Origin of the sequence: Thalassoglobus sp. JC818 (genome assembly GCF_040717535.1) — a bacterium.
Classification (GTDB): Bacteria; Planctomycetota; Planctomycetia; order Planctomycetales; family Planctomycetaceae; genus Thalassoglobus.
In genome coordinates this window covers 87,390-113,593 of the sequence record NZ_JBFEFI010000002.1, presented here as the reverse complement: position 1 = coordinate 113,593, position 26,204 = coordinate 87,390, and the positions used below count along the sequence as shown (strand labels likewise).

Here is a 26,204-nt window from a genome sequence, read left to right as displayed (position 1 = left end):
CTCTCCCGGATTTAACGAATACTCTCAGCTGCTCAGTCTATACCAAGTCGCAGTTGCTTGCGCGCTAAGTTTGACTGAAAGAATTCGGTCTGAGAATCTGACTCAGGTAGAGAAAAACTACTGCTCCGCAATCTGAAACGCAGCCTCATAAACTTTGACGGGAGGACCGATCGTTGTTGTCTCCCCGGGAGCTGCGCGGAAACATGGATAAACATGCAACTCGAACTGATAGTTCCCCGGCGTTTCATGCGTCGGGCCGAAGAATGTCCAGAAGGAAAGAACGTCCGGGTCCAGGTTGAGTTTCACCTTCGGAACGCGTGAAGGATCTTCCCCTTTGACGTAGTAAGCTGCGGCTGGTTTTCCGGAAGGATCTCCACGGTCGACTTGCACAGCTCCAGCGTATTGTGGAGTTTTCATCAATTCCGTCAGTACACCCATTATAGGAACCAGACACCCCGAAGCTGATGGTTCATTCATCCAATTCATTGGGACCTGTACCGCTTCAGGGCTGTTGGCGGTTGATCCTTCCGGATAAACGATTCCCACAAACGGCCAACAACCGGGATCAGTTAATGGCAATTCCCCGAGTTGATCGGGACGATTTGCTTGTGGCCGAATCTCAAGGAGGGCATAGAACCCCTCAGTCGGGCTGACAGTGATGGAATCATCAATCGCCTCACCTGATTCGATCTGGGCGAACTTCTCGATTTCAACGAGATCGCTTCGCTTCTCTCCGAGTGGACCGCTCGGTGCTTGCCAACAGCCAGACAAAAGTTGAAGACAAAAGACAACAACAATGATCGCCACAATGTGTGCTCGATCAGAATGAGAATGAGTCGCTTCCATTGCGGGCCCCCAAGGCATTCCAAGTTTGCAGACAAATTTGATCAGCGACGAATCGTAAGCTGCCGTCGCAGAATCTCACAAGAGCATTTCGAGTTCTGATGAGTCAGCCCGTCTTAACTCGATCAATAGGAAGTACAAGTTAACGCCCGCAAGCGATAACACCCACACGCAGTAGTGCTAAAACTTCCTCTCACCGGGACGACGTCGATTCGCCCAGTTAATCGCAAGCCCACATAAGATTTTGAGGAACAACCAGTGCTGCGTTAGTGCGCTCAAAGTCTATTGTCGTCCACCTTCGCAACAGCCTTCGACGATTCCGCAACGGGGGCAGACGAACTTCTGTTTGATCTCGTGAAGCGTTCCTCCGCAGCGAGGGCAGACACATTGTTGAGATGATGAGGTATCTGGGACGGATGTGGATTCATGATCCATGCTCAAAGTTCTCCGTTAGAGCAGAAGAGAGATTTTCGAGTTCACTCAGGCAGATTGCAGCGACTGCTTCATCCAGTGCAATGCCAGCAGCAGATTTCCTTGCGTCCAAAGCAGCGGGCAAATGTCATTGGGAATCCACTCGCCTGCTTCGAGGAAGTACGATTCCGGGCATCGATACGCACCGAACCGCGACTCGGCTGAGGTGAGTTGGCCCAGCGATCGCTGAAGGTGATAAAGCTGGCGTTCGCGGTCCTGTTCATCTCGGGATTCGAGATACAAGCGGCCATAGATGACCGACAGGATCGGATCGAAGATGCACCACTGAGCTTCTTGACCTTCTTTCAACAGAGCATCGCGAGAGGAAGTGTCTTCGCTGTAGTCAGTTGTTCGCTTATCCGCTGCGAGCAATGTTCGATAGTCGGCACACCAGTAAGAGTCCCCAATATAGCGTCGGACTCCAATTGGACCGGAGAGATGGCTTCGCACGTCTTCGGCGATTTGTCGCGTCATCTCCTCGTCGAGAATGTCGAGCGGGTACGCGAGAAACAACAGAGCAGCATCGTAGCGCCGATTCTGCGAGGGATCGGTTTGAATGCACTCGGCTGGGAGGATTTCCGCGAGAGCGACGATCCCCTTTTCCTGGATCTCTTTAATCTCTGGCTTTGTCAGCCCGGGAAGTTCGGAGTCTGTTTCATCGAGCCAATACAACAATTGCTCGATCCCGGCGATGACCGGTCCCAAGCTGCTGGCTTCGATTTTCTTGGTCTCCTCCCAATGCCCGCTGTCTTCGTCCTGCCAGTACTCAATCGCATCGAGATACTTCACGATCAATGCGAGAAGCTGAGGCAGTTCGGGAGATGGTTTCAGATCGCCACTTCGGAGAAACTTACATATCAGCCAGAGCAGATAGCCAATGGCGTCGTTCTGAGCGTGAGCCCATTCTTCTTCGTTTTCTTGAAGGGCTGTTCCGTCAAAGCGAATGTGCGGTCGAGCTTGAGCATCGGACGGGTCAGCACGGCCTTCGATGATATCGACAAACTTATGTTGATACTTGTCATAGAAGGAAACAAACGCTTCGACAGCTTGAACCGCAACGTCTTTCTGTCCTGCGACCCACAGCGCATGAGCGACATGAATGTTGTCGCGCACCCAAACGTTCTGATAGCCAGTCAGACCGAATTCCGCGTGGTCACCAGCAGCTGCTGAGAACAAGCCCGAAGAAAGTGTGGGAAAGCGAAAGGTTCCCTGATCGTTGAGAAACTGCTCGACGCGGTCGATGTCAGCAGCTGTCGACTTCTCACTGAGCCATTGTGCGGGTGGTGATTGCGTTCCGATTCCGTCCATCTCCCTCTCCTCCGTGGTTGAGATTGGTGACTAAGCCCGAATTGGTTGATCACCAAAACACTCTGGTCGATGACGAGCACACACCGCCTGATTGAACATCTCGCTGGCCCCTTCGAACGGAGCCAGCGAGTGTTGCCTGAACTTTTACTTCCGTGCATCTCCAACGGCCGGGGCACTTGGCTGCGCTCCAGGACCGAAGTAGCGAAGGCCAACAAGCGGTTCCTTGCCGGTATTCTTGATGGTCACTCCGCTTGATGCTTTCTTCGCAGTCACAAAGACTTCGTCTTCGGTCATTTCGCCAAACCGAATCATGACCGGCGACTGGAGGACCAAATCATCGATCAGGCCGCTACCCTGCACTGTGATGAGACTAAAGGCTGCTCCGTCATTGATCGTGCAACTGGCACCGGGTTGAACCGTCAATTCTTTCGCGGTGAAAAGTTGTTCCCCGTCGACGGTTCCGTAGACAATCCACTTGTCGACCCAGCCATCTCCTTCTTCGGAGACGATCGGCTCTAGGTAGTTGGAATCCTTGAAGTTTGGATCGACGTTCTTTTCCCAGTCGAGGGCGTCGACCATGTAGGCGTTGTCGTTGTGGAATTCTTCCGGGAAGTCCTTGGTCAGCAGAGCACGTGGCACTTCGCGACCTTCTACGAGGTTTTGATACATCCCGAAGACATCACTTCCCCACTGCGGTTCATAAGTGACAAGTGAACCGGGAGCGTGCAGCACGCAAGGGGGAATCAGCCAACCTGTTCCGGGCTTCAGTCGATAAGCTTTCGACAGATCGAGGATTCCGTTATCCCCCTCATTCCAGCGATCCAGGCAATCGATGACGTCTTGCTTGGTGGTTCCCGGTTCAAAGCCCATGAACGTGTACGGAAAGTTGTTTCCGATGGCGTTCATCTGAGGCGGGAAGTAGTAGGATTCTGGCTTTCCTTCCTGACCTACTTTGGCTGCCTGCTCGGCGTTCTGATGCATATGGTGAGGAATGGGGCCCATGTTGTCGAAAAACTTCGAGTAGACAGGCCACTTGCCGTACTTGTCCCAAATGGCATCGCCAATGATCTCGCCTTTGAGTTCTTCAACAGCATCCCGGAGAAGAAATCGTTCGCCACCGTGAACACAGTACGAGAGACCTTCGTCCCAGTTTCTGTTGTCGTTGGCAGCTTCCGTCGTCGAACCGAACCATCGCTCGTCGATTCCACCGCGATTCATTCCGTACGCGTAGTAATCGTTCGGATGCAGCTTCAGTCGTCGTCCCGGTTGCAGAAACGATCTGGGAACCCAGTTCGGTGCAAGGCGGAGAATCCCGTCTGTGGCTGTCAGAGCAGCAGATGCCAGTTGTGCGACGTTCGCCATGAATCATCCTCAAATATGCAGATCAATATCGGTCTAAGAAAAGTGTCCGTCTTACTCGCCATCGCTCTCAGGATGGGGAGCCATCAGAATTCTGCTGAAGATCCGTCAATCCTTGTTCGATCGACGACCTCTGCCACGTCTCTGATTGCTGCGGCCTCCGGAAGACGTTTTTCCCGACGAAGAATGTTGCTTCTTCGTATCGAGATGGGAAATCGCTTCTTCCCAGCTGGGGATTCCAGAGTATCGGTCCTTCTTCTTCGGCTTCTCCCGCTTCTCTTCGGCTGCGGGTTTCTCAGAAGTTGATTTCGTCTTCGAACGAGTCGGTTTTTCCTGAGCGGGCTCAGTCGGACGTCGCTTACGAGCGGGACGTGCAGACTCCCGTTGTACGTTCTTCTGCTTTGGTGGCCGCCGCTGTGGGGATCGCTGCGAAGAACGCTTTGCAGGCTCATCATCGAAATCGAGACCTGCTCCAAAGTCGTCCCCGGAGTCGCTCGTGTCGTCTTCGTAAGATTCACTCACTTCAGGCTCTTCGAAGTCGTCTTCTTCGTAAGACTCTTCGTCACTCGCGGAGCTTGCTACGACTTCGTCCTCGACCGCTTCCGGTCCGAGGATTCCGGAACCAAAGCCGTCATCGTCGACTTCTTCGAATTCCACTTCCTTCTTGCGAGTCGGAGGCTTGCGTCTTCTCTTCGGCTTTTCGGACTGCTCTTCGGCTTTCTCTTCCTGAACAGGTTTTCGACGTCGCTTCTTCTTCGGTCGAGACTTGGAAGCTTCCTCAGCTGGAGCTTTCTTCTTCCGCGATCCACTACGACGTGAGGGTTCGCTCGATTCGTCGAGAGCATCCCAGTAAGCGTCTCGCTCGCTCATCTCGGAAGTGTCACTAACATCTTCCGAAGCGTCGTCTTCCAGACCGGATTCGAAATCGTCCTCGTCATCGGACGCACTGCCTTCGACCAGACCGATTCCAAAGTCATCATCTTCGGAGTCGTCGAAGGGGCTGACGACATTCGGTCGAGGCGGTTGTTTCGATGCAGAAACAATCCAAGCGAGCGGATCTTCCTCGGAATCAGACGTTGCGATTGGCTCCGCAGCCGTCGTCGGTTCAGCTTCCGGAACTTCCGGTTCAGGGATCGCAAATCCCAGATCATCCAGTCCCAGCCCATCGACTTCGAGAGGCTCATCGTCCTGGTCAGACGCATTCAGGTCGACACCAAGCAGATCATGGGCCAGGGCTTCGACATCATCATCAGAATTTCGCGAGGGTTTCTTGTTCATAAAGAAAAATTACCGTGGTCCCAGTGCCGCTGCAAGACTCAAAGACAAACGTGTTCTGAAGTGTTCAGAATCCCCAAAATGAGACAGAGAATTCGGAGAAACTTGTGTTGCCAGATTGATCAGATTCAACATGCTTGACGGTCGATCCGATCAATTCAGTGCTCGACGGGAAAAAGCGGTTGACAACACCATTTCAATCGATTACTGACACGCGAGAAAAGCGACGTCCCTAAGCGACCGAAAGGCCGGCAGATGGTAGCCGGACAGGACGAAACATTTGAGATCGAGAAGGCTCTAGAATATGACCATCACATTCGGAATGCGGTCGCCTCAAGCCGGCTCCCCCGAAGCGGACCAGTTGGATCAGGATTACCACTGGAACGCCATCGTTGCATCTGATGATGAAGACGTCGAAGAATTCGATGATTTCGACGACGATGACGATGATGACGACGACGATTTTGATGATGACGACTTCGACGACGAAGACTTCGATGAAGACGACTTCGACGATGATGATTTTGATGACGACGACTTCGACGATGATGACTTCGATGACGACGACGAATTCGACGATGATGATGAAGACGAGGACGACGATGATGACGACGACGATGACTTCGATAGCTTCGTCGACGATGACGACGACTTTTAAGAAATCGTGAACCGAACCTTCATCCAATCGGGATCGCCAGCTCCAGAAGGTGGACTGACTCTCGCGACCTGATTTCAAATCAAAATGAAGCCGCGAGCCCTTCCCGTCAGCTACGCAAGCGTCAGTCGTCAGCGTCCTGGCTGATCCCTGCTTTCAAACAGCTGCAAAATCACCGAGGCGATATTCGCCTCTCATAGTACAAAAATCAGCGAACGCCGATGTCAGTCTTAGGCTCACATCGGCGTTCCCGCGTTTTACATCCCGCGTGATGCGAGTATCATTCCGTTTTCAACGGAGAGGCCGCTGCGACGCGAACGCTTTTGCAGATTGTCGCACATCTGCTTCCGTGGCAATTCGCCCTCACTGGAAACCGCACCTCCTGCGTTCTCCCAAGTGGTTATTGAGAAACATGTTACAAAAAGTCGATCAAGCTCAGTTTCTTGCCGGTGAGCACGAAATGCTCCGCTTCTGGCGCGATCAGAACGTCTTTCGACTCTTACAAGAGAAGAATCAGGGGAAGAAGCCCTGGTCGTTCCTCGATGGGCCGATCACTGCTAACAATCCGATGGGTGTCCACCACGCGTGGGGTCGAACCTACAAAGACGCCTATCAGCGATACTTCGCAATGACCGGGCACGAACTCCGCTATCAGAACGGATTCGATTGCCAGGGTCTCTGGGTGGAAGTCGAAGTTGAAAAGCAATTGAACCTCGGAACCAAGTCCGCCATCGCCGAATACGGTATCGACAAGTTCGTTCACGAATGTAAGCGTAGAGTCCTGAACTTCGCTGCCCGCCAAACCGAACAATCCATCCGCCTGGGCTATTGGATGGAATGGGACAACCCCGACGAACTGCGGAAGCTCGCCGCGAAAATCGACACCGATGAGACAGTCGAACTCGCGACTCCCAAAGGTGTCGTCGAGAAAGGACCCGCCGAACAGCTCGTCGCCCGACTCGGAAATCCGGAATGGGGTGGCAGCTATTTCACATTCGCCACCGAAAACAACGAGACGATCTGGAAGTTCCTGAAGAAGTGCTTCGAACGCAAGAAGGTCTACCTCGGGCACGATGTCATGCCCTGGGGTGGAAAGTCCGGCAGCGCGTACTCACAGATGGAAGTCGCGGATGGCCGTAAGCTGACCACTCACAAGTCGGTTTTCGCGCGCTTCCCACTGGTTGACAAGAACAATTCAGCCCCGGGTGAGTCACCCGGGGCCAACGATGAGCAACTCAAGGCATATCTTCTCATCTGGACGACAACGCCGTGGACGCTCACGTCGAACGTCGCCACGATGATCAATCCCGATCTCGATTACGTTTGCCTAAAAGCACAGATTCGAGGCGATGAACAACCGGCGGTTTATTACTTCGCTAAAGACAATCTAAACTTCAAACGCCTGGAACGAGAGTTTAAAGAAGGCTTCGGTCGCCCCGAATGGCAATGGCCTGAAGGGCTTCAAAAGCTAAAAACGATCGCACAGATCTTTAAAGAACAAGGTGGGTTCGAAGAACTCGGCACAGTTAAAGGTGCGGAGATGGTCGGATGGAAATATCAAGGTCCATTCGATGAACTCGATGCACAAAAACTGCCGGGTGGTTTTCCGTCACAGCCATCAACGGGAGGCCAGTCTGACAAACCGAATTCTGTCGAATCTCATCGAGTCATCGACGGCGGACGGGACTTCAAAGGGAATCCGATCGTTGTCGCTGGCGAGGGAACGGGAATCGTTCACTCCGCTCCGGGCTGCGGAGATGTCGACCATAAAATCGGAATGGAAGTTGGCCTGCCTGCCATCGCGCCGCTCCGTGAAGATGGAACATTCAGCGAGGGCTTCGGCCCGTTCACCGGGAAGAAAGCTGTCGATCCCGCCACTGCGGACATGGTCTTCGATTCGTTAAAAGAGAAAGGGCTTCTCGTTTACGTAGAGACTTATCCTCACGTCTATCCGCACTGCTGGCGGACCGGCGAAGAACTCGTCTTTCGTCTCGTGGATGAATGGTTCATTAACATGGACTGGCGAGATGAAATTAAAGCCGTCACCGAACAAATTAACTGGATTCCGGAAAGCATTCAGGGGAAAGATCGAGAGCTGGAATGGCTGTCGACGATGCGTGACTGGATGATCTCCAAGAAACGATTCTGGGGACTCGCACTGCCAATCTGGGTCAATCCCGAAGACCCGACTGACTTCGAAGTGATCGGCTCTCTCGAAGAGCTGGAACGACGCGCCCGCGACGGCGGAGAAGGCTGGGACGAGTTCGAAGGTCACACTCCGCATCGACCCTGGATCGACAAAATCAAGCTGCGCAGCCAGAAAACCGGTGCACTCCTTGAGCGCGTCGAAGATGTCGGCAACCCGTGGCTGGATGCCGGAATCGTCCCGTTCTCAACGATGATGTACAACCACGATCAAACCGAATGGCAAAAGTGGTTCCCGGCCGATCTCGTCACAGAGTGCTTCCCCGGTCAGTTCCGCAACTGGTTCTATTCGTTGTTGTCGCTCGCCACGATGATGCGTTACGACGAGACCGATGACCCGAAGGAAAAGATGCCGTTCAGAAATCTGCTCGGACATCGTCTGGTCATGGATGAGCATGGCAATCCGATGCACAAGTCGGACGGCACAGCGATCTGGTTTGAAGAAGCAGCTGAACAACTTGGAGTCGACACGCTTCGCTGGATGTACCTCGCCCAGAATCCCGCTAGCGATTTGCGATTCGGTCTGCGAATCCCGCAGGAACCGGTCACACTCGAAACGGTCGACGGCCCGATTTCCGAGACGAAAGAAGGCTTGCCGACCTGCAAAGTCACCAGCACGCCCGCGGACAATGTCCGTCGACAAGTCCTCATCCCGCTGTGGAACAGCTACGCATTCTTCGTGAATTACGCTGTCCTCGACGGATTCGATCCGAAGCAAGACCCGGTTCCATTGCAAGAACGTCCAGAAATCGATCGCTGGGTGCTTTCCAGGCTTCAGGAACTCACTCAAACTGCCCATGATTCGTTTCAGGCGTTTGATGTCGCTCGATTCATGTCTTCAGCGACCGAGTTCATCGATGAACTTTCCAACTGGTACATCCGCCGCAATAGACGCCGATTCTGGAAAGCCGTCGAACAAGGTGAATCTGGCGACAGCAATAGAGGTCCGAAATGGGACACCGACAAACTGGCTGCCTATCAGACACTGTATGAAGTCCTCGTGACTCTTTCGAAACTGCTGGCACCAGCGATTCCCTTCTTAAGTGAAAGAATCTATCAAAACCTCGTGTCCACCGACGACGGGGGGAACCCTGTTTCTGTGCATCTGTGCGACTATCCGGAAGTCGACTCAGCGAAGCTCGATCCCGAATTAAGTGCCCGCGTTCAGGCCATTCAAACACTTGTTCGAATGGGACATCGATTGCGAGAAACAGCAGAGTTGCGAGTTCGACAGCCTCTTGCCGAGCTTCGCTTCGCCTGTCAGGATCAAGCTGTCGCGGAAGCATTGGAGCATTCACTCGATGTCATTGGCGACGAGTTAAATGTGAAATCCGTCCAGCGAGTAAGCGATCTCGACGATCTTGTGAATTACATCTTTAAACCGAATCTAAAGACTCTCGGTCCGAAGTACGGAAAACTTCTCGGTGCCATTCGCAAACAGCTACCGGAGATGGAAGGCTCTGAATTGGCTCCACTGCGGAACGGTCAGTCCGTCACCATCTCCATCAACGGCGAAGATGTCGTTCTGGGTCCGGATGATGTTCTGGTAAGCGTCGAACAAGCAACGGACTGGGCCAGCGCAGATGCTGATGGAATTCAGATTGCGTTGTCGACGAAGCTGACCGAGGAACTGGTTCACGAAGGAATGGCTCGCGACTTAATTCGTCACATTCAGCAACTTCGCAAAGATGCAGACCTCGAAGAAAACGATCGCATTCGTGTCTCGTGGTCGTCGTCTGATGATTCCAACCTGATCAATCAGGTCCTGAAAACCTGGATGCCCACAATTCTAACTGAGACGCGAGCCTCGGAGATGAACGAGTCCACCACCGATGGAATACCCGTCTCGGCCGGAGAAGCTTCGGTTGTTTTGTCGATTTTCACCGACGTCCGAGAACGCCTGCTTTTCGATTGACGAAAGAAAGCTGCAACTCACCAGTTGCGGAGCCCGTTTGGTTTTGCTGTCGTTCGCCTATTCACGAAGGTGCAGAGGCGACTCAGCGAAACGAACGACTTCAAACGTCGATAGTTTCTCGCGTCCGACCGCGATCATCAACTCATTTCGCAAGACAACGGACTCGATATCCTTGTCGGTCAGCAACTGCATGAAGTCGCGCTGAAGAATCTGTCCCGAGTAAGCATCAATTGTCCAGACTTCATCGCCAGTCGGGACGATGACAGAACCTCCGTCGAGAACGACTTTCCTCGACATCGGTGAAGCTGCAAGCTCGTATTCCCATCGAACGTTTCCGGTATCGACATCCAAACTCGCAAGCCCGGAACCGCTGACCAGTAGCCCACCTTCGTGAACTCCGATGAATTGCTCGGAACCCAACGGCCTCCAGGCATGCCAGATGAAATCTCCGGTGTACGGGTCAAGTCGCGTGATTCCCTCTTTCGCACGTGCGAACAGAGATTGATCGCTTCCCCAGACTGCTCCGTCGATCGGCGGAGACTCAAAGAGTTCTGCGTCGACCTGAGTCCAGCTTTGAGATGGGAGAGCAGTGATCCACAATAACTGCCCCGTCGACAGGTCGAGACAGGCAACTGCGTCCTGATCGATGTTCCAGAAGATCAGTCGATCTTGAATGTGAATCTCGTCAAAGAAGACTCGGTCCGGCGTTGACGTCTCTCCGAGTGTCGATCCAATCCGCTCATCCCACACAAGTTCACCGGAGGAATGATCGAACGCCACAACTCGCAAACCATAATCTGGCTCGGCACTTCGCATCGGAATGACAACGAGCCCTTTCTCCACACGCGGCGGACCGGAAAAGATCCATTGGGCTTCGTCGTTCGGATGGGAGCGTAGATCATTCGCAGCTACAGTCCATCGGATTTGACCTTCTCGCTGCAGATCGGTGGCAAACAGTCGCGAACGTTGAAATTCATCTCGCACTCGGTTCACCACAAACCGAGCCACACCCGTCCGACCAATCCAAAGGTCGTTGACCAGGCTTCCCGATTCCTGAGCGAACGGAATCACTTCTCTGTTCTCCATCAACGGAGGAGTGTCGATTAGAAACCCCGCATCTTCGCGATCGACCGGCCAGGCAGCCTCACCGGAAGCGAGAGCCAGCCCGCGTAACCCACCCTGATCAGAAACCAGCAAAACATCGTTCCAGATCACCGGTCGAGGGATGCGTGATAATTCAGCTAAAAACTCCACCGAAATCGACCACTTCTCTTCGGCAAAGTCGAATCGACCTCTTTGAAAGGGAAGTGAGTCATGTTCTGCAACAAAGCCTTGAGGTCCGAGAGACGACTGATGGTCCAACCATCGCCCCAGAAGTTCCCCCACGTTTCCAGTGTCGCCAGCCACGGCTCCTTTGACATCTAAGAGCGTTCCACGCCAGCGATTGAGTCGCTCACGGGCTGTGAGCAATCGACCGGTCACTCCATCGGCGATGATCAATCGTTTGAGAAGTTCGGCTTTCTCAATCTCGCCAATTGAGCGACTTGCAGCAGCCGGTCCCGAGGAATTCTGAAAGTAAAGCAGCGTCAACCAGACCTGTCTTGCTTCTTCGAATTCGCCTTCCTTCCAGGAACGGTCCGCTGATTCAAAAACTTCAGCGGGCGTTATTGACTTCGTCAGCAAGTCTCTCCAAAGCGAGGAGAACACTTCCCCGGATGAATTGGATCGAGAGTCCTTCCGCGTGCTTGTTTCCATTTCGGGGAAGAGCAGATCGACCATCAACTGGAATTCCACTCGCCGCCGGTTGTCGAGCGATACCAGGCGACCTGCGGAATCGTCTTCGAGTAGTTGTAATTGCTGTTGGGCTGTGTCGAGTTGATCGTTCTGCAACAGCGATTTGATCGACTCGAACGCTCGTTCCAGCTGAGAATCGGTCTCCGTCACAATCGGAAAACGAACCGGAGCACCCAGAACTTCTGAACCCGGCAACCGAGCTTCGGCAGGTCGTTGAGGCGTCTGCAATGGGACAATCGGGACCGGTTGACTGAACGTTTCCTGAACGAGGATCAGAACCAGAAGTGTCGATCCGATTAGCTGTGAAACCAGAGTTCCGCGTCGCCGTCCCGGTGCCCAGCTCATTCGTCGTTCTCGCGCAGCCTGTGACCGATATAAAAGACGACCACTCCCACCGTGGTCAGTGCAGGCATCCAAATCAATTGAAAACCGAAGTTCAGTTGCCACAGAATCAACAGCGGAAGAAACGTGAGTGCAGCAAATTGCATCAGAAATCCGAGAGTGTTCAGAAACGGTTTTTGCGGCACGGCGAGTTCTTTCGACAAGCTTTGGAGTGGATCATCTACCATTTTGACCCCTTTTGACTAAGATAGAAGCGTATACGGGTCATAGAGTGCTTGATTTTTTGTCATCCAGCATGCTGATTTCTTGTTCTTCAAACGTTTTCCCCAATGTCGCGCGTCGTTTTGGCAATGAGTGGTGGAGTTGACAGCTCAGCCTCAGCCTGGCTTCTTCAAGAGCAAGGTTACGAGGTTGTGGGACTCTTCATGCGCTCCGGTGTCTCTGAAGATGCCTGCGAGACCGGAATCGGTGGGCTTCCGATTGTCGACGCGAAATCACACAAACAAGGCTGTTGCAGTGCTTCCGATGCAGCGGATGCAAGACGAGTGGCTGACGCCCTCGACATTCCGTTTCACGCATTGAACTTCAGCGATGCATTCGGACAAATCAAGGACTATTTCGCTGACGAGTATCTCGCTGGGAGAACTCCGAATCCCTGCGTGATGTGCAACGTCTGGCTGAAATTCGGCAAGCTCTGGGACTTCGCAATACATGTCGGTGCGGACCACATTGCGACGGGCCACTATGCTCAACTCGCACCTGCAGAAGGAGAAGACCGACCCGGATTGTATCGCGGCCTCGATGCGAGTAAGGACCAGTCGTACGTTCTGTTCGGTATCGAACGTGACCTTCTCGATCGAATCCTGTTTCCCGTCGGGGGATATCAGAAAACAGAGCTTCGTCGGCTCGCTGAGCATGCCGGAATTCGAACCGCGAACAAACCTGACAGCCAGGAAATCTGCTTTATCCCGGACAACGACTACGCGCGATTTCTCTACGACTACCGTGGTCCACAAGAGACTGCTGGAGAACTCGTCGATACGTCCGGAGCTGTGCTCGGAGAGCATGGCGGATACGAAAAGTTCACGATTGGTCAGCGGCGAGGTCTCGGAATCGCATTCGGCGAGCCACGTTTTGTCGTTCGCATTGAACCGGAAACGCGTCGAGTCGTCATCGGAACAAAAGACGAACTCGGCAGGACTTCGGTTGAAGCTGATCGACTGAACTGGCTGAAAGAGGACCTGGAGTTTCCACTTCATGCCACAGCACAGATCAGATATCAGCACACTCCCGGTGAGTGCGTGGTCTATCGTGAAGAAGACGACCTGATTCGAGTCGAATTTGAACAGCCGCAATTCGGAGTCGCGCCCGGACAGGCACTTGTCATTTACCAGGATGATCGAGTTCTCGGTGGCGGCTGGATTCGATAGAGCGCCGCAACAGTTCTTATCGGCTCTTCGCTCGCGAGTTGAAAGACTCTCTATTCCGGTCGATCGACCGGAGCGAATTTGATCTTCTCGATATAGGTGACCTGCTGGTCTCCCTGAATGCGGCCGCGGCATGCGGAGATGGCTTTCACAATGTAGCGATAGTGAAGACCGTAGTCTGGATCGAGTTCAACTTCGAGGTCATCGCTGTAGCCTTGCTGACCTCCAGCGATCGCAGCGATGTCTTGATTCAACCGTTCGAAACAGAATGGGAAGTCATTTCCTAGAGCACGACTTCCGAAGTAAAGCTGTTTCAGGGTGCCATCTGGATTCGCTTCAAGTTTCACCTTGAGATCCATCGGTGGAATGTCGTCATTCGCATTGGCGACAGCACCGATCGGCATGTTGATGTTGAAATCCCCTTCTGGCGGAATGATCTTCAGTGTGAGCAGGAAGAAAATCAGCAGCTGAAAGACGATGTCGATCATGGCCGACATTTGAATGTCGACTTTGGTATCGGTTTCTCGTTTGCGAAATTTCATCGATTAATCTCTGCTCTTTGCAGCATCACCTGAGTCAGGGATGTGAACCTTCCGAGAAAGCTGAGTTGCTGTGGATTAATTGAAATCGAATGGCGGCGTGTTCTGATCAACTCACGACTTCAACAATATTCCGAAGCTATCCTGCTTCGTCGTCAGACTTGGCTTTCAAGGCGAACTTCTCGAAGCCTGCCTCCTGTCCCAGCTTGATCAGTTCCTGTATCAAGCCTGTGGGGACATCTCCATCGGCACGAATGACGATGGTCCGGTCCCGGGCTTCAGCCTCGCCGAATTGCTTGGCAGCGAGGGTGTATTCATCTTTCAGTCGCGGGAAGTAGTCGCGAATCGGAATCGGCTGATCTCCATAAAAGATTCCCGGTTCCTCGCTGATCTTCTGGCCAAGCTCGTTTCGATCGAATCCGACATTCAAAACGATATCGTTTTCGCGGGCAACTTTCGGAGGACGTGCGAGCTTGTCGGCAGGCAACTTGACTCGCTCGTCTGCTTGAGTCTGCTCGAAATTCGTCACGATCATGAAGAACGCGATCAGTTGAAACGTCATGTCGATCATCGGAGTCATATCCGCTTCGACGATCGTGGGCTTGGCGTGTTTGATCTTCATTGTTTCACTCAGAAGTGGCGACTGAAATCAACCTTACTGCTGGATCGATCCGGTTTGACCTGTGATCAGGCCTTTTCAGTGCCAGCTTTTCCAACTGCTGAAAAGCGAGCCATGAGTCCTTCGCTCACTCGACCAACTTCCAAGAGAAGTCGGCTGACGCGGTTGCGAAGCAGACCGTAAGCGATGATCGCAGGAATCGCGACAACGAGTCCTTCGAGAGTCGTAAACAACGCGGTGGAGATTCCGTCTGCGAGGTCTTTTGGTTTCGGTGCTGTGGCAGCGGTCGAGATTTCACGGAACGACTGGATCATACCCCAAACCGTTCCCATCAATCCGATCATCGGAGCGATCGAACCGATCAGTGCCAGATAGCTGAGGCGATGTTCCATCATCATGCTCTCTTCTTCGCCAACTTCCTGCATTCCTTCGATAGCTTCTTCGTAGCCTCGATTCAATCGTCCGAGACCTGCTGCGAGAACTCGAGCGATCAGTGATTCGTCGCTGCGGGCGATTTCATAGGCCCCCTGATAGTCTTTCGCGGTCAGCTTCTCTTCGAAAGCAATCACGAATTCTTCCGGCAGAAGATTATCTCTTCGCACCTGAAGAAGATTCATCATGATGACAGCCACCATGATGAATGAAATGAGAAGCAACACAGCTCCGAAATACCCGGATGAGCGAATCATCCAACTGAGCATGGTCTCTCGTGCAGCCGTTGCTGGTGCTTCGGCTTCGGTCGCTGAATCATCGGCAGCGTTCTCGGTTGCCGCTGGAGCAGATTCGGTGGCTCCATCGTCCTGGAATGCCCAACCTGCATTCGGAACCGAAGCGATCAGCATGGCCATGATGACCATCATCAGAGAGGTTGCCTGCCAGATACGGCGTTGTCCACTGAGACGAGAAAGCATCATATTCTCCGCTAACAACAGCGGCCGCGCAGTGGGGGGAAACTGTCGACCGTGAGAGTGTTCTTGAGATGTTTAAGACTTGAAATTCAAAGAATCATAAGACGCTGTGGAGAGGGTCGCCATTGACTCCCATCGATTTTGTCTGTTTGATGAAGACATCTTTCTCGCAAAATCGGAACAGGAGTATTCATCTGAATGACCGGGCGACTCTTCGCCATTCAGCCACCGCTTCCCAGCTTCTCAACCCATGGGCTGTTGGGATAATCGGCTTCGAGTTTTGCAGAAGCATCCGCTCCCCGCGCGGGCTGACTGACTACAGGCCAGAGCTGAGCGAGACGATAGAGGGCTTCCGCGTGCAAGTCTGCATGAGAAGCCAGAGATGGGACGACATCCACATGCAGGTAAGCAAGAATTGCTTCCTTCACTTTCTGACCTTGGGCAGCGTATCCGTCGCCGAGCCTCAGATATGCTTCGGCGAGAACGCGGCTTTCCTCTGCTGAAGTTTGATCGATGACCGTTTGAAGAATGTCGGCAGCTTGATCGTAAGCAGACTGGCGCTGAAGACATTCCGCCTGACCTAACATCGCTTCCAGTTGTTTCGCCTTTTCAGCCGGAGAAGATGGATTGCTCGAAGCGACTTCGTCATACACCTGCTTGGCAGCTGCAATGTCGTTTCGGGCCAGCAATGTCTTCGCCCGTCCAATCTTTGCTGCCATCTGGTAATCGAGCCAGGGAGACTGTTCGAGAACCGTGTAAGCTGCCTCAGCTGAGGAAACATCATTCGCGAGAAGTGCAGTCTCCGCGAGGAGAATTTGAGTGTCGTAGTAGCGATAGAAGTTTCGATTCTGCTCGGCAAACTGTCGCAGTTGTTGAATCGCTGCCTGGAGTTGTTCCGGATCTGCCTGTGCGAGTTTGGAAGTCGTCCGAGCCAGGAAGAACTCCACGTCTCTCTTAATATCGGGGTTATCAGAACCAATCGCCGACAATGCTTCCTGATAACCTGCCACAGCTTCTGAGAGGTTTCCAGCACGTTCATTACTGCGAGCCAAATTGAGCGTCGGCGGCTCGCCACTCCAGGCAATGTACGAAATTGTATTCGCCGGGACCGGCACATCTTTCCTCGCGACTTTTTGATTGACGGTCACAGACGTCTTGTCGACAGCCGTGATTTCTCCTGCAACAGGCTTCGCTTCGCCCTTCAGGTAGACAGTGTCAATTTCCTGCCCGAGCACGGGACTGAAGAGCAACAACACAAGAGACTGTGCTGCTACGAAAAGACGACGAGTCGGAGTGATCTGCATTGCTTTGCGCTTTTGGAAAACTGTGGGGTGACTTCGAATGAATCGCTGAATAGCTACTCGGAACTCGGCGGTTTGGGGCGACGCTTCTTCGTCGGCGTTTCCCCTGTTGCGGACTTTCCGTCTGAGGCACTTTTTTGCTTCGCTGCCTTGGCCGCTCTGGCCGCTTTGATCTTCTTCACTTCTTCTTCGGTGAGCTTGCGTTTCTTTTTCACCGGAGCATCAGCCGTTGACTTTGTCGCGGAAGCTGACTTCTTGGTCACAATCGGTGGAGCTTTGACGGCGGTGACTTGATCAGGCACGTTGATCACTGGAGCGACATCAGCCGGTGCTTCGAAGACATTGTCGAACTGAATTGATTCCGCCGGAGCAGGACTCTTCGTCGCTGGCGTCCCTGACGAGTTTTGATACTTGGAGTACTTCCGCTTGTTCTGACCGACTGCAAGGAAGTAGAGCCCGGCAACCGCCGCTCCACCCACGACCAGAAGTAGGATCATCAAAAGTGGACTACTCGAGCTTTCGGGAGTAGCGGCTGCTGAGTCTTCGGTCGCAGTGGTCGGATCGGTTTGTTGAGCCACTTGTTCGACAGGATTATCTGGAGAAGTTTGCGGACGATCGACGTCGCGCGGGAGATCAACGACCGGACTTCCGAGTGCTTCGAGGACCTGACGATAGAGCTTGTTGAAACGCTGATACTCCGCATCCGGCCAGCGATTTGAAACTCGTTGAAATCCGGAGATGGCAGCCTGGGCTCGACGCAGGTGCTCGACGGAAGTTTCGTTGTCGAGGGCTGTCATTCCATACTGAAACTCTGTTTCCGCGAGGTTGTATCTCGCGTCAAAGTGCAGTTGTTCCATTCGAGGATCGTCTTTTCCGAAGATCGCTCGCTGCAAAGCTTGAGCGGTGTATGCCCAACCCCACACTCGAATCGGTTCCTTCTGACCGGCAATCGCCATCTGAAAGTGTTCGAGTGCGTCAGGTCCGCCCTGCTGTCCCCAATCCTGATAAAGCGATGCTGCCTCAAACTGTGCATCAGGAGCGTTGGGACTCTCTTGCAGAATTTCGAGGATGACAGTCTCCGCGGCGGGGAACTCTGGCTTTCGTCTGAGCGTATTGACGAGTCGAAGTTTGGTCGAAGTGATCTGACGTGGATCGGAAACGAAGTCGGGCTCGCTACCGGCTCGTTCGACGATCTGACGGTAGATGTCGGAAGACTTGGTGAAATACTCTTCGGACTTCTGCTGGTCGTCGCGGCTGGCATCTCCAAGACTCGCGAATGTTTCCGCGATCCACAGCATGGAGTAGAAGGTCTGTCCTTCTTTTCGGTTCGAGAGGTCATTCAAGAAGCCTTCGAAACCTTCTCGAACTTCCTGAACACGTTCGTTCTCACCGGAAGCTTTCAAGCGTTCCAGTTCTTGTTCGAGTTCTCTTCCGAATGAGACAAAGATCTGCGTCAGCGCCGCTGCGTCGTCGCTCCCAGCGACTTGTTCCAGCTGCATCCTTGCATTCCGAGCTTCGTCGAGATTCTTGATCCCGATATATGCTCGCAGAAGCTGTTGATAGGCGAAGCTGGCCATTTCTCGGCTCTTCGCACTCGAAGGTTCAGTCGGACGAGATTCTCCATCAGCAACGGAAACACTGGCGATGACCGAGTGAGGACCGACGGTCAACAGCTCGATCGCACCGGTCGGCCCATCTTTGGGAGTTTCGTAAATCCCATCCATGTTGCGGATACTGACAAGCGAGAGTTTCGCGCTGACGACTTCGTCAGGCAGCGGTTTTTCCGCGGGAATGTTCTTCTCTGCTTCCGCGATTCCCGTCTGAAGACGTTGAATCGCAGCGGCTTTCCATTCGTTCAACTGCTCGGGAGTGGGACGTTCGAGAGCGGGTTTGGATGCTTCAAGATCGTACTGACGCCAGTATGCCTTTCCGGATCGGATCTGTGCGTTCGCGTAATCGGAGGAACCTTGTGGTACCTGATCCCACCATTCGGCCGCCCCGAGGAGGTCTCCATCCTGAAACGCGATCTTCGCCACAGCATTTCGAGCGTCATTCGCTCGGCCGGAATCCGGCCATCGGCTGGCGAGCTTCTCCGCCATCGCTTTGACCATGGCTGCTTCGAACTCTCGGTTCCCCGGAGAAGCATCGGAGTATGCGTAGTCAAAGGCCGTCATCGCGATGAAACCAGCTTCCCGTCCAACTTCGGGAAACGCATCACCGTACTTGTCCATCTGATACTGGGCCACAACGCCAGCGTCGAGATATTTCTGCTGGAGCAAGTAACCGTAAGCCAGTCTCAATCGGGCGATGTTGACCATGATCGGATCGGTGTCCGCCTGAACAAACCGAATCGCCAAATCATAAAGCCTCGCCATCTCCCCAGCGGTCGCAATCAGTGTTTCCTGAATCTCTTTGGCTTGTGCGAGGTTGCCGTCGAGTTTGGCTTGATTGATCGCTTGATTGAAGGAATTGACTTCCTCATAAATCTGACCAGCATTGCCGTAAGCGGTATCGAAGTCTTTCGGATCGCCGGGATCACGATTGAGCGCGACCATCAAACGCTGAATCATCGCGGAAGCAGGAGTTTTCAGTTCTCCCGGAAAACGTGCAATCGTGCGGGCTCGGTTCAGTGCTTCGGTGAGATTGTTTCGTCGCTCGGTTTCCGAGAGAGTTCGATCGACTCCCAGGACTTCGAGAGCGCGACACAGCTCCCATTGAATTCCCAACCCGACATCAGTTCTTGATCGAGTTCGAGCATCTCGCAGCCATTCCTCCGCTTCGAGAACAACCAACTTATAGTCTTCACGTTGTTCATGATTGAGACAGATCAATCGAAACCGAAGTGCAGAATCCTTCAAGCTTCGCATCGCATCCGAACGACCTTCGTGCCCTAGAATCTCTTCATAAATTCCAAGTGCAATTCCGATTTCGTCCTGCTCTTCAAAACACTTCCCTTGCCACATTCGGGCATAAAGACCACCCAGCTGACTACGATAGCGCTCGTGAATTTTCTCAAACTCGAAGGCAGCTTCGGTGAGGATTTTTTTGTGCTGTTCGCTGCCCCGGTCGTAGGTTTGAGCTTCCCAGTATTTGCATTGAGTGAGATCGAGCTCAGCTTCCATGAACTGAGACTCCGCCTCGGCTCGCTCCGCCCTCATCTCCTTGTTTTCAGGAGGAATAAACGTCGGAAACGCTTTCACAGCTTTTTCATGCTGTCCGACTGCCTGCTGAAAGATGCCTCGAGCCTGTTGAATGAGGTCGCGAGCGTTCTGTCGGTAAAGATCGCGGCTACCCGCGTTAGAAGGTTTATCTCCATCCCATATTTCGACACGAGCTTTCTCGAGAAGAATTCGTCCGCGTGCGGTATTCGCTCGACCAGCGAGCGGGTGATTTGGAGAGGCTTTCACAAATTGTTCGAATGATGCTTGCGCAGCATCCAGCTGTTTGCGTTGATCGTCGAGGTTCTTCAATCGACGAGCATTTTGCAGAAGCGTTTCAGCTCGTTCGTAGGCCAGAACGTCAACGATGTTCTGGGGAAGGTTCTGACGGTTTTCGATTTCGGTCAGGTATTCCAGAGCTGTGTCATAATATCCACGCTGGCGGAGACCTTCGACAAACTCCAGCACCGGTTCTGCAGCCAGAAGTCTGGTGTTCGTGCAGAGACACAGGGTCAGCGACACAATGATGAGAAGAATACAACACCGACGAGGGAGCATCATAAAGCGCAACCGTCCTTTTGGGCACATTCAGTCGGATCGTTACCATCCGTGAAAACGTTGAAACAGACTCCACGTCTTCAAGAGATTCTCTGAAAAGAGTCGGATGCTGACAGGAACCGGAGGCGTTATTTCGCCTCAGTAATCTCAGGTGAACTCGCATTCGAATCCACCAATGACATACTCTATATCGAGAATCACGAAAAATCCAAGTCCGTCCATTTAACACAAAACCCAAAACGAGGGTGTGTCAGGGTTACCTCATTACATAGCTGCGTCTTCTGGTGAATTGATGATCATTTGCGAATTTTCTTCGAAATCGTTTCGCGCCCTCGACAAGATATGCCTCATTTTCGTGTTGAGTCTCACCGGAGTTGTCGCGACAGCTTCGGAACCCCCTGCGACGGAAGAGATTGCGGTTCAGACGGAAATCAATCCCGAGACGCTGGCATTCTTCGAATCGCGCGTTCGACCATTGCTGGTCAAACACTGCTATGAGTGTCACAGTGGAGAAGTGAGTAAAGGCGGGCTAAAACTGGACTCAATCTCGAATATTCTCTCCGGCGGAGAAAGCGGTCCAGCTGTTACGCCTCACAAGGCGGACGAGAGTCTGCTGGTCGAAGCGATTCGATACGAATCTTACGAGATGCCCCCAGCAGGTCAGCTTTCCGAGAAGGAAGTCGACATCCTGGTGAAGTGGGTTGATTTGGGTGCTCCCTGGCCGGGTGGAGATCGCACAGTTCGTTCGGTCGATTCCGCAGACAAAATCACGGACGAAGACCGCCAGTTCTGGTCATTTCAACCGCTTCGCGATCCCGCCGTTCCGCAAGTCGAACCAACAGACTGGCCTCGAAATGACATCGACCGATTTCTTCTCCGCAAGATGAGTGAGAACGGTCTTGCTCCCAGCGACGAAGCCGGTTCGCTCACTCTCTTGAGACGACTCTATTTCGATTTGACCGGCTTACCACCAACTCCTGAGCAAGTCGATGCGTTTCTCGCCGACACCTCGCCCGACGCCTACGAACATCTTGTCGATGATCTGCTCGACAGCCCGCGATACGGCGAGCACTGGGCGCAGTTCTGGCTGGATCTTGTGCGATACGCAGAGTCAGACGGATATCGAAAGGACGACTACCGCCCGAATGCCTGGCGGTACCGAGACTATGTCATTCAAGCTTTCAATTCCGACAAACCGTTCGATCAGTTCGTGCGAGAACAGATCGCCGGCGACGAAATCGCTCCCAATGACCCCGAAGCCATCGCTGCCACGGGATTTCTGCGATGCGGAATCTATGAGTACAACCAGCGAGATGTTCGTACTCAGTGGCAGGACATGCTCAACGACATCACTGATACCGTTGGTGATACATTCCTCGGGGTCGGAATGGGATGCGCCCGGTGTCACGACCACAAGTTTGATCCCATCCTTCAGAAAGACTATTTCCGCCTTCAAGCGTTCTTCGCGAACATTGCACTCGACGACGAGAAGATCCTCGCTTCTCCGGAAGAAATGGCTCGCTACGAAGACCAACTGAGCGAATGGGAAGCTTCAACGGAAAGCATTCGTCAACAGCTTGATGAACTTAAGACACCCAAACTCAAAGAGCTCGAACGTAAAATGGTGATGATGTTCCCTGAAGAGATTCAGGAGATCTACAATCAACCCGCTGAAACGCGCAGCTCACTCGACAATCAACTGAGCCACCTTGTCTACCTGCAAGTTCTTGATCGCTACAGAACACTTCCCACAACTTTCAAAGGGGAAGAAAAGAAGAAATGGGACGCTCTCCAGAAAGAGCTCGCTGAGTTCGATCACCTCAAACCGGAACCTCTTCCCAAAGGACGATCTATCTCCGAGTTCGGGGACCAAGCGCCCGAGGTTTTTATTCCCAGCAAAGAGCGACTGGGAGAAATCGAACCCGGGTTTCTGACGATCTTTGACCCAAAGTCAGCCAACATCGCAGAACTGAATCTCCCCGAACCGACAACTGGACGCAGAACAACTCTCGCGAACTGGCTCACGAAGGAAAATCATCCGCTCACAACTCGAGTCATCGTCAACCGGATTTGGAAGCAGCACTTCGGTGCTGGCATCGTCAACAGCCCCAGCGACTTCGGTCACCTTGGAGAAACTCCGACTCATCCGGAACTGCTCGACTGGCTGGCCACTCGATTCGTTGAAAACGGCTGGAGCCTCAAATGGTTGCACCGAGAAATTGTCTGCTCCGCAGCCTATCGCCAGTCATCACTCACTTCGAACGAAGGCGCCGAACAAATTGACCCGGAAAACCGCTTCCTGTGGAAGTTCAACGTTCGCCGGCTGAACGCAGAACAAATCCGCGATGCACAACTCTCTGTCGCGGGTACTCTCGATCTTGAATCCGGAGGCCCGCCTGCGGAGCCGGACTCTCATCGCCGCACGATCTTCAACAAGGTAATCCGCAACACCAGAGACCCCCTGCTCGATCTGTTCGACTTCCCTGATCGGATCACCAGCAGCCCCTCCAGAAACATCACAACGTCCCCCTCTCAGTCGTTATTACTGATCAATGGGGAGCAGACCTTGGGACATGCAGAGGACTTCGCCAAACGACTTGTGAAATCGAACGATCGCGGCCTCGAATCACAAATCCGCGATGCATATCTCACCGCTTTGCAACGTCCACCCACAGAACAGGAATTAAATCGAACGCTTCGTTTCCTCGAAGAATCTCAGGAGACCAGCACCGTCGTTGAGGAAGTCGTTCGAGCGAAAACCAATACGCAGGTGCTCGAAGTCAAAGAAACTCCCTTGGCGTCTCCGGTCCAGACCGTCGATACTGAAGGACTTCCCCGGGATCAATTCACAGTCTCGGCCACTCTCCTACTGCGGTCGATCTATCCGGATGCTTCAGTCAGAACAATCGCCTCCAGCTGGAACTCTGATTCTGAAACATCTGGCTGGTCGCTGGGAGTGACTTCGACCAAGTCTTCTCATCAACCAAGGCATCTCATTCTGCAACTGGTCGGGAAGAACTCTTCCGGAGAGCGAACCTACGAAGTTGTCCGGTCCGGAATTCACCTGGACTTGAATCGACCTTACTTCGTCGCTGTCTCAGTCGACCTCGAGGACCAGACCGCCAACGGCATCACGTTTGTCGTTCGGAACCTCATCACCAATGAGCAAACGGTGACACATGCTGACCATCGAGTCGTCAAATCAGAAACGAACCGCCTCCCGTTTGTTGTGGGAGGACGTGTTCGACAGAATCGCCATCGCTGGGATGGCTGGATCGACGATCTGCATCTGTTCCAGTCAGCTCTCACCGAAGACGAGATTTCTAACCCCGAAGCCAACACCGATGCGGAACAGATCGTCGGTAAATGGAACTTCAACGGAGGTAGCAAAGCACTCTTCGACAGCGTTCACAACCGCGAACTGTGTGTGGAAAGTTTCTCGAGTGCTCCGCCGTCTCAACTCGTTGACTTCTGTCACGTCCTCTTGAATTCGAACGAATTCATCTACATCGACTAGAACATCTTCAGGTTTGGCTCGTTCTCGCTCGCACGAGCAAACACAGCCTATTTACCTACTGAAACAGCGCAAGCGAGTGCACAGGAAAGAGCAACTTGCTCTAGAATTGCTCGTCTAACCGAGTTCCTGGTAGTTCCAACTAGGCTTGTGTGTTCTGACGAAACAGCTTTGCCAGGCGAGAATTTCGGATGGTCGAGTCTGTGTTGGGAAGATTTGAATCGTCGTGTTCTCTGGAAGAACTTCGACCGGATGTGACGAATTGAAATGCAAAGCCAGTCGCTGTTGAAGATTCAACGTTTCCCCGGCGTAGAGATTGTTCTTCTGCTTGGAACGGAGCAAATAGACTCCCGGTCCCGATGGAATCTGTGAAACGTCCAGCTCTGAAAAGACAATCGCTTTCCCGATTCGCTTAGGAGCAGTCAGAATCGCTCCGCGTTGCCGAGCAGTTTTGGATTGCTTACGAATCTTCAAGGCTGCCCACCGCATTTCAAACGAGCTTCGTCCGGGTGCAAACTGGCGAGCGAGGTCATCAAATTTCTTAGCAAGCAGAGGATCAACGAGGATTTCATCCAAGCTTGTGGCGAGCTCGTCGTTAAGCAGAGATTGCAGCGCGATCTCGCTGGCATGCAGAAACGGATCGACATCCAGCCAGTTCATGGAAGTCGCTCGAACCGTTTCGATGTGAGCAAGCTTTCCGGACTTCCTCAATCGAAACAACAGCGAATTCCAGGTGCGAGGCTCGCCAGCGAGACCAAGTCGACGGCAGGTCTCAACGAATTCATCGTTGAGCGCCGGATCAGCCACGACTCGATCGACAGAGAACCCATCGTGTGTCATCTGAAAGGCTTCGATGATTCCGGTCAGGACGATCTGCAATTGAGCTTCGGCCAACCGCTCTTCGGAGGGGTCACGTTCGGGCGACCCAATCTCCTCTTTCGATCTTGATGATTTGCCCGATATCGCTTTTGTGGCGGGAGCACTTTTGGTCGGCTCCGCAGAGCCATCGAGAGGATCACCCACTCGAATCTGTTCGAGTCGACCGCGACCGTAGTTGACGTAATCTTCCGAGAGCTCAAAGCCCACGAACTTGCGGTTCAGCTTCTTTGCGGCAGCCAACGTCGTCGCACTTCCCGAAAACGGATCGATGACAACGTCCCCTGAATTCGAACAGCTGCGAATAATGCGACCGAGCAATTGCTCCGGCATCTGACAACCATGAAACCCCTGTCGCTCCTTGAATGTTCCCGCGACCCGGGGGAAATACCAAGTGTCTTCCTCCCCTTTGAAGCACCCCTGCAAATCCTGAGGACGAAGGGTCCAGGTTCGTTCGCTGTCATGCTTGGGTGTGAGGTCGTCAGAACTCCATGTCCCATCTTCGGCCATCATTTCTCCGACAACATCTTCCGGACGGATAATCCAGGTATCGTCGGGAAGTCGGCCTTTTGGATTGGCTCGTTTGTCGTTGTAAACCAGCTCTCGCGCAGACGGAATACGGTTTTCCAGCTCATCCGCTCGGAACGTAAACCGCTGCGGGTCCTTCACGAAATAGAAGAGATGAGCGTGTGAGCGGGTGAACTTTTGCTTGCAGTTCACTCCAAAGGTGTAGTACCAGATGATCCAGCTTCGAGAATGAAAACCGATCTCCTGGCTCAGCAGTTTCAGCTCTGCTGCGTATTCATCTCCAATGGCCAGCCAGAACGTTCCGTTGGGCTTCAGAACCCGGTGCGTGGCTGCGATCCAGTCCCGCGACCACTGCAAATATTTCTCCCGGCCCAGCTTGTCCTGATAGATGTCGTAGTCATATCCAATATTGAAGGGCGGGTCAGCAAAGGCCAGATCGATTGACTCAGCCGGAAGTCCGTTCAGACCTTCAACGCAGTCACCATGCACAATTGAGTTCAGAAATTCATCCATGACGTCAAATCTCGTGAAAGATTCAGAATTGCGTATCCTACCCGATTCATCGTTGCCGCCAAGCAATCAGTGGCAACAACGTCTGTGAATTCGTTA

At 53.0% G+C, this 26,204-nt stretch carries 16 protein-coding genes; 4 read left to right on the top strand and 12 right to left on the bottom strand.

From position 1 onward, the window contains the following. Window positions 1-117: 117 nt before the first annotated feature. From AB1L42_RS04935 to AB1L42_RS04920, 4 genes are all read right to left on the bottom strand, one after another. The gene (locus AB1L42_RS04935; protein WP_367051957.1) at window positions 118-807 is read right to left on the bottom strand and encodes a hypothetical protein; all 690 of its coding nucleotides are present in this window, start codon (window positions 805-807) and stop codon (window positions 118-120) included. Window positions 808-1,323: 516 nt separating this feature from the next. After that, window positions 1,324-2,622: a glycoside hydrolase family 15 protein gene (locus tag AB1L42_RS04930; protein WP_367051955.1), complete on the bottom strand. Its 1,299-nt coding sequence runs from the start codon at window positions 2,620-2,622 to the stop codon at window positions 1,324-1,326. Between the two features lie 144 nt (window positions 2,623-2,766). Continuing rightward, window positions 2,767-3,984, bottom strand: a complete 1,218-nt coding sequence (locus AB1L42_RS04925; protein ID WP_367051953.1) for a hypothetical protein — start codon at window positions 3,982-3,984, stop codon at window positions 2,767-2,769. Between the two features lie 105 nt (window positions 3,985-4,089). Beyond that, window positions 4,090-5,259: a hypothetical protein gene (locus AB1L42_RS04920; protein ID WP_367051951.1), complete on the bottom strand. Its 1,170-nt coding sequence runs from the start codon at window positions 5,257-5,259 to the stop codon at window positions 4,090-4,092. A 301-nt stretch (window positions 5,260-5,560) separates the two neighbouring features. Between AB1L42_RS04920 and AB1L42_RS04915 the strand changes: the two genes are divergently transcribed. Continuing rightward, window positions 5,561-5,914 carry a hypothetical protein gene (locus AB1L42_RS04915; protein ID WP_367051949.1) on the top strand — a complete coding sequence of 118 codons (354 nt, stop codon included), beginning with the start codon at window positions 5,561-5,563 and terminating at the stop codon, window positions 5,912-5,914. A 409-nt stretch (window positions 5,915-6,323) separates the two neighbouring features. After that, complete coding sequence (locus tag AB1L42_RS04910) at window positions 6,324-10,031, top strand: class I tRNA ligase family protein (protein WP_367051947.1); 3,708 nt, start codon at window positions 6,324-6,326, stop codon at window positions 10,029-10,031. Window positions 10,032-10,088: 57 nt separating this feature from the next. On the opposite strand, the gene AB1L42_RS04905 is transcribed toward AB1L42_RS04910, so the two are convergent. Both AB1L42_RS04905 and AB1L42_RS04900 read right to left on the bottom strand, forming a co-directional pair. Then, window positions 10,089-12,170 carry a PQQ-binding-like beta-propeller repeat protein gene (locus AB1L42_RS04905; protein ID WP_367051945.1) on the bottom strand — a complete coding sequence of 694 codons (2,082 nt, stop codon included), beginning with the start codon at window positions 12,168-12,170 and terminating at the stop codon, window positions 10,089-10,091. Continuing rightward, window positions 12,167-12,394 carry a hypothetical protein gene (locus AB1L42_RS04900; RefSeq protein WP_367051943.1) on the bottom strand — a complete coding sequence of 76 codons (228 nt, stop codon included), beginning with the start codon at window positions 12,392-12,394 and terminating at the stop codon, window positions 12,167-12,169. Before AB1L42_RS04900 ends, AB1L42_RS04905 begins: the two co-directional genes overlap by 4 nt. A 102-nt stretch (window positions 12,395-12,496) precedes the next feature. Here AB1L42_RS04900 and mnmA point away from each other — a divergent pair, with 102 nt between their 5' ends. Beyond that, window positions 12,497-13,597 carry a tRNA 2-thiouridine(34) synthase MnmA gene (gene mnmA, locus AB1L42_RS04895; RefSeq protein WP_367051941.1) on the top strand — a complete coding sequence of 367 codons (1,101 nt, stop codon included), beginning with the start codon at window positions 12,497-12,499 and terminating at the stop codon, window positions 13,595-13,597. Between the two features lie 50 nt (window positions 13,598-13,647). On the opposite strand, the gene AB1L42_RS04890 is transcribed toward mnmA, so the two are convergent. The 5 genes from AB1L42_RS04890 to AB1L42_RS04870 all read right to left on the bottom strand — a co-directional run bounded on the left by AB1L42_RS04890 (window position 13,648) and on the right by AB1L42_RS04870 (window position 20,680). Further along, entirely contained in the window at window positions 13,648-14,136 is a 489-nt protein-coding gene (locus tag AB1L42_RS04890) for a biopolymer transporter ExbD (RefSeq protein WP_146509906.1), read from the bottom strand. 136 nt (window positions 14,137-14,272) lie between these two features. Then, on the bottom strand, window positions 14,273-14,755 hold the full coding sequence (locus tag AB1L42_RS04885; protein ID WP_367051938.1) for a biopolymer transporter ExbD: 483 nt from the start codon (window positions 14,753-14,755) through the stop codon (window positions 14,273-14,275). Window positions 14,756-14,820: 65 nt separating this feature from the next. Beyond that, window positions 14,821-15,663 carry a MotA/TolQ/ExbB proton channel family protein gene (locus AB1L42_RS04880; protein ID WP_367051936.1) on the bottom strand — a complete coding sequence of 281 codons (843 nt, stop codon included), beginning with the start codon at window positions 15,661-15,663 and terminating at the stop codon, window positions 14,821-14,823. A gap of 218 nt (window positions 15,664-15,881) precedes the next feature. Continuing rightward, a complete protein-coding gene (locus AB1L42_RS04875) occupies window positions 15,882-16,964 on the bottom strand; it encodes a tetratricopeptide repeat protein (protein ID WP_367051934.1) in 1,083 nt (360 codons plus the stop codon). A 53-nt stretch (window positions 16,965-17,017) separates the two neighbouring features. Continuing rightward, window positions 17,018-20,680, bottom strand: coding sequence for a hypothetical protein (locus AB1L42_RS04870; RefSeq protein ID WP_367051932.1), 3,663 nt, complete (start codon window positions 20,678-20,680; stop codon window positions 17,018-17,020). Window positions 20,681-21,032: 352 nt separating this feature from the next. Here AB1L42_RS04870 and AB1L42_RS04865 point away from each other — a divergent pair, with 352 nt between their 5' ends. Further along, window positions 21,033-24,194, top strand: coding sequence for a DUF1549 domain-containing protein (locus tag AB1L42_RS04865; RefSeq protein WP_367051930.1), 3,162 nt, complete (start codon window positions 21,033-21,035; stop codon window positions 24,192-24,194). A 114-nt stretch (window positions 24,195-24,308) separates the two neighbouring features. Here AB1L42_RS04865 and AB1L42_RS04860 read toward each other — a convergent pair whose 3' ends face one another. Further along, a complete protein-coding gene (locus AB1L42_RS04860; RefSeq protein WP_367051928.1) occupies window positions 24,309-26,108 on the bottom strand; it encodes a DNA methyltransferase in 1,800 nt (599 codons plus the stop codon). Window positions 26,109-26,204: the final 96 nt, after the last annotated feature.

Coding starts and splice junctions, on each gene's coding strand:
- AB1L42_RS04930 (WP_367051955.1), bottom strand. CDS start 2,622: ATGGACGGAATCGGAACGCAATCACCACCCGCACAATGGCTCAGTGAG.
- AB1L42_RS04925 (WP_367051953.1), bottom strand. CDS start 3,984: ATGGCGAACGTCGCACAACTGGCATCTGCTGCTCTGACAGCCACAGAC.
- AB1L42_RS04920 (WP_367051951.1), bottom strand. CDS start 5,259: ATGAACAAGAAACCCTCGCGAAATTCTGATGATGATGTCGAAGCCCTG.
- AB1L42_RS04915 (WP_367051949.1), top strand. CDS start 5,561: ATGACCATCACATTCGGAATGCGGTCGCCTCAAGCCGGCTCCCCCGAA.
- AB1L42_RS04910 (WP_367051947.1), top strand. CDS start 6,324: ATGTTACAAAAAGTCGATCAAGCTCAGTTTCTTGCCGGTGAGCACGAA.
- AB1L42_RS04905 (WP_367051945.1), bottom strand. CDS start 12,170: ATGAGCTGGGCACCGGGACGGCGACGCGGAACTCTGGTTTCACAGCTA.
- AB1L42_RS04900 (WP_367051943.1), bottom strand. CDS start 12,394: ATGGTAGATGATCCACTCCAAAGCTTGTCGAAAGAACTCGCCGTGCCG.
- mnmA (WP_367051941.1), top strand. CDS start 12,497: ATGTCGCGCGTCGTTTTGGCAATGAGTGGTGGAGTTGACAGCTCAGCC.
- AB1L42_RS04890 (WP_146509906.1), bottom strand. CDS start 14,136: ATGAAATTTCGCAAACGAGAAACCGATACCAAAGTCGACATTCAAATG.
- AB1L42_RS04885 (WP_367051938.1), bottom strand. CDS start 14,755: ATGAAGATCAAACACGCCAAGCCCACGATCGTCGAAGCGGATATGACT.
- AB1L42_RS04880 (WP_367051936.1), bottom strand. CDS start 15,663: ATGCTTTCTCGTCTCAGTGGACAACGCCGTATCTGGCAGGCAACCTCT.
- AB1L42_RS04875 (WP_367051934.1), bottom strand. CDS start 16,964: ATGCAGATCACTCCGACTCGTCGTCTTTTCGTAGCAGCACAGTCTCTT.
- AB1L42_RS04870 (WP_367051932.1), bottom strand. CDS start 20,680: ATGATGCTCCCTCGTCGGTGTTGTATTCTTCTCATCATTGTGTCGCTG.
- AB1L42_RS04860 (WP_367051928.1), bottom strand. CDS start 26,108: ATGGATGAATTTCTGAACTCAATTGTGCATGGTGACTGCGTTGAAGGT.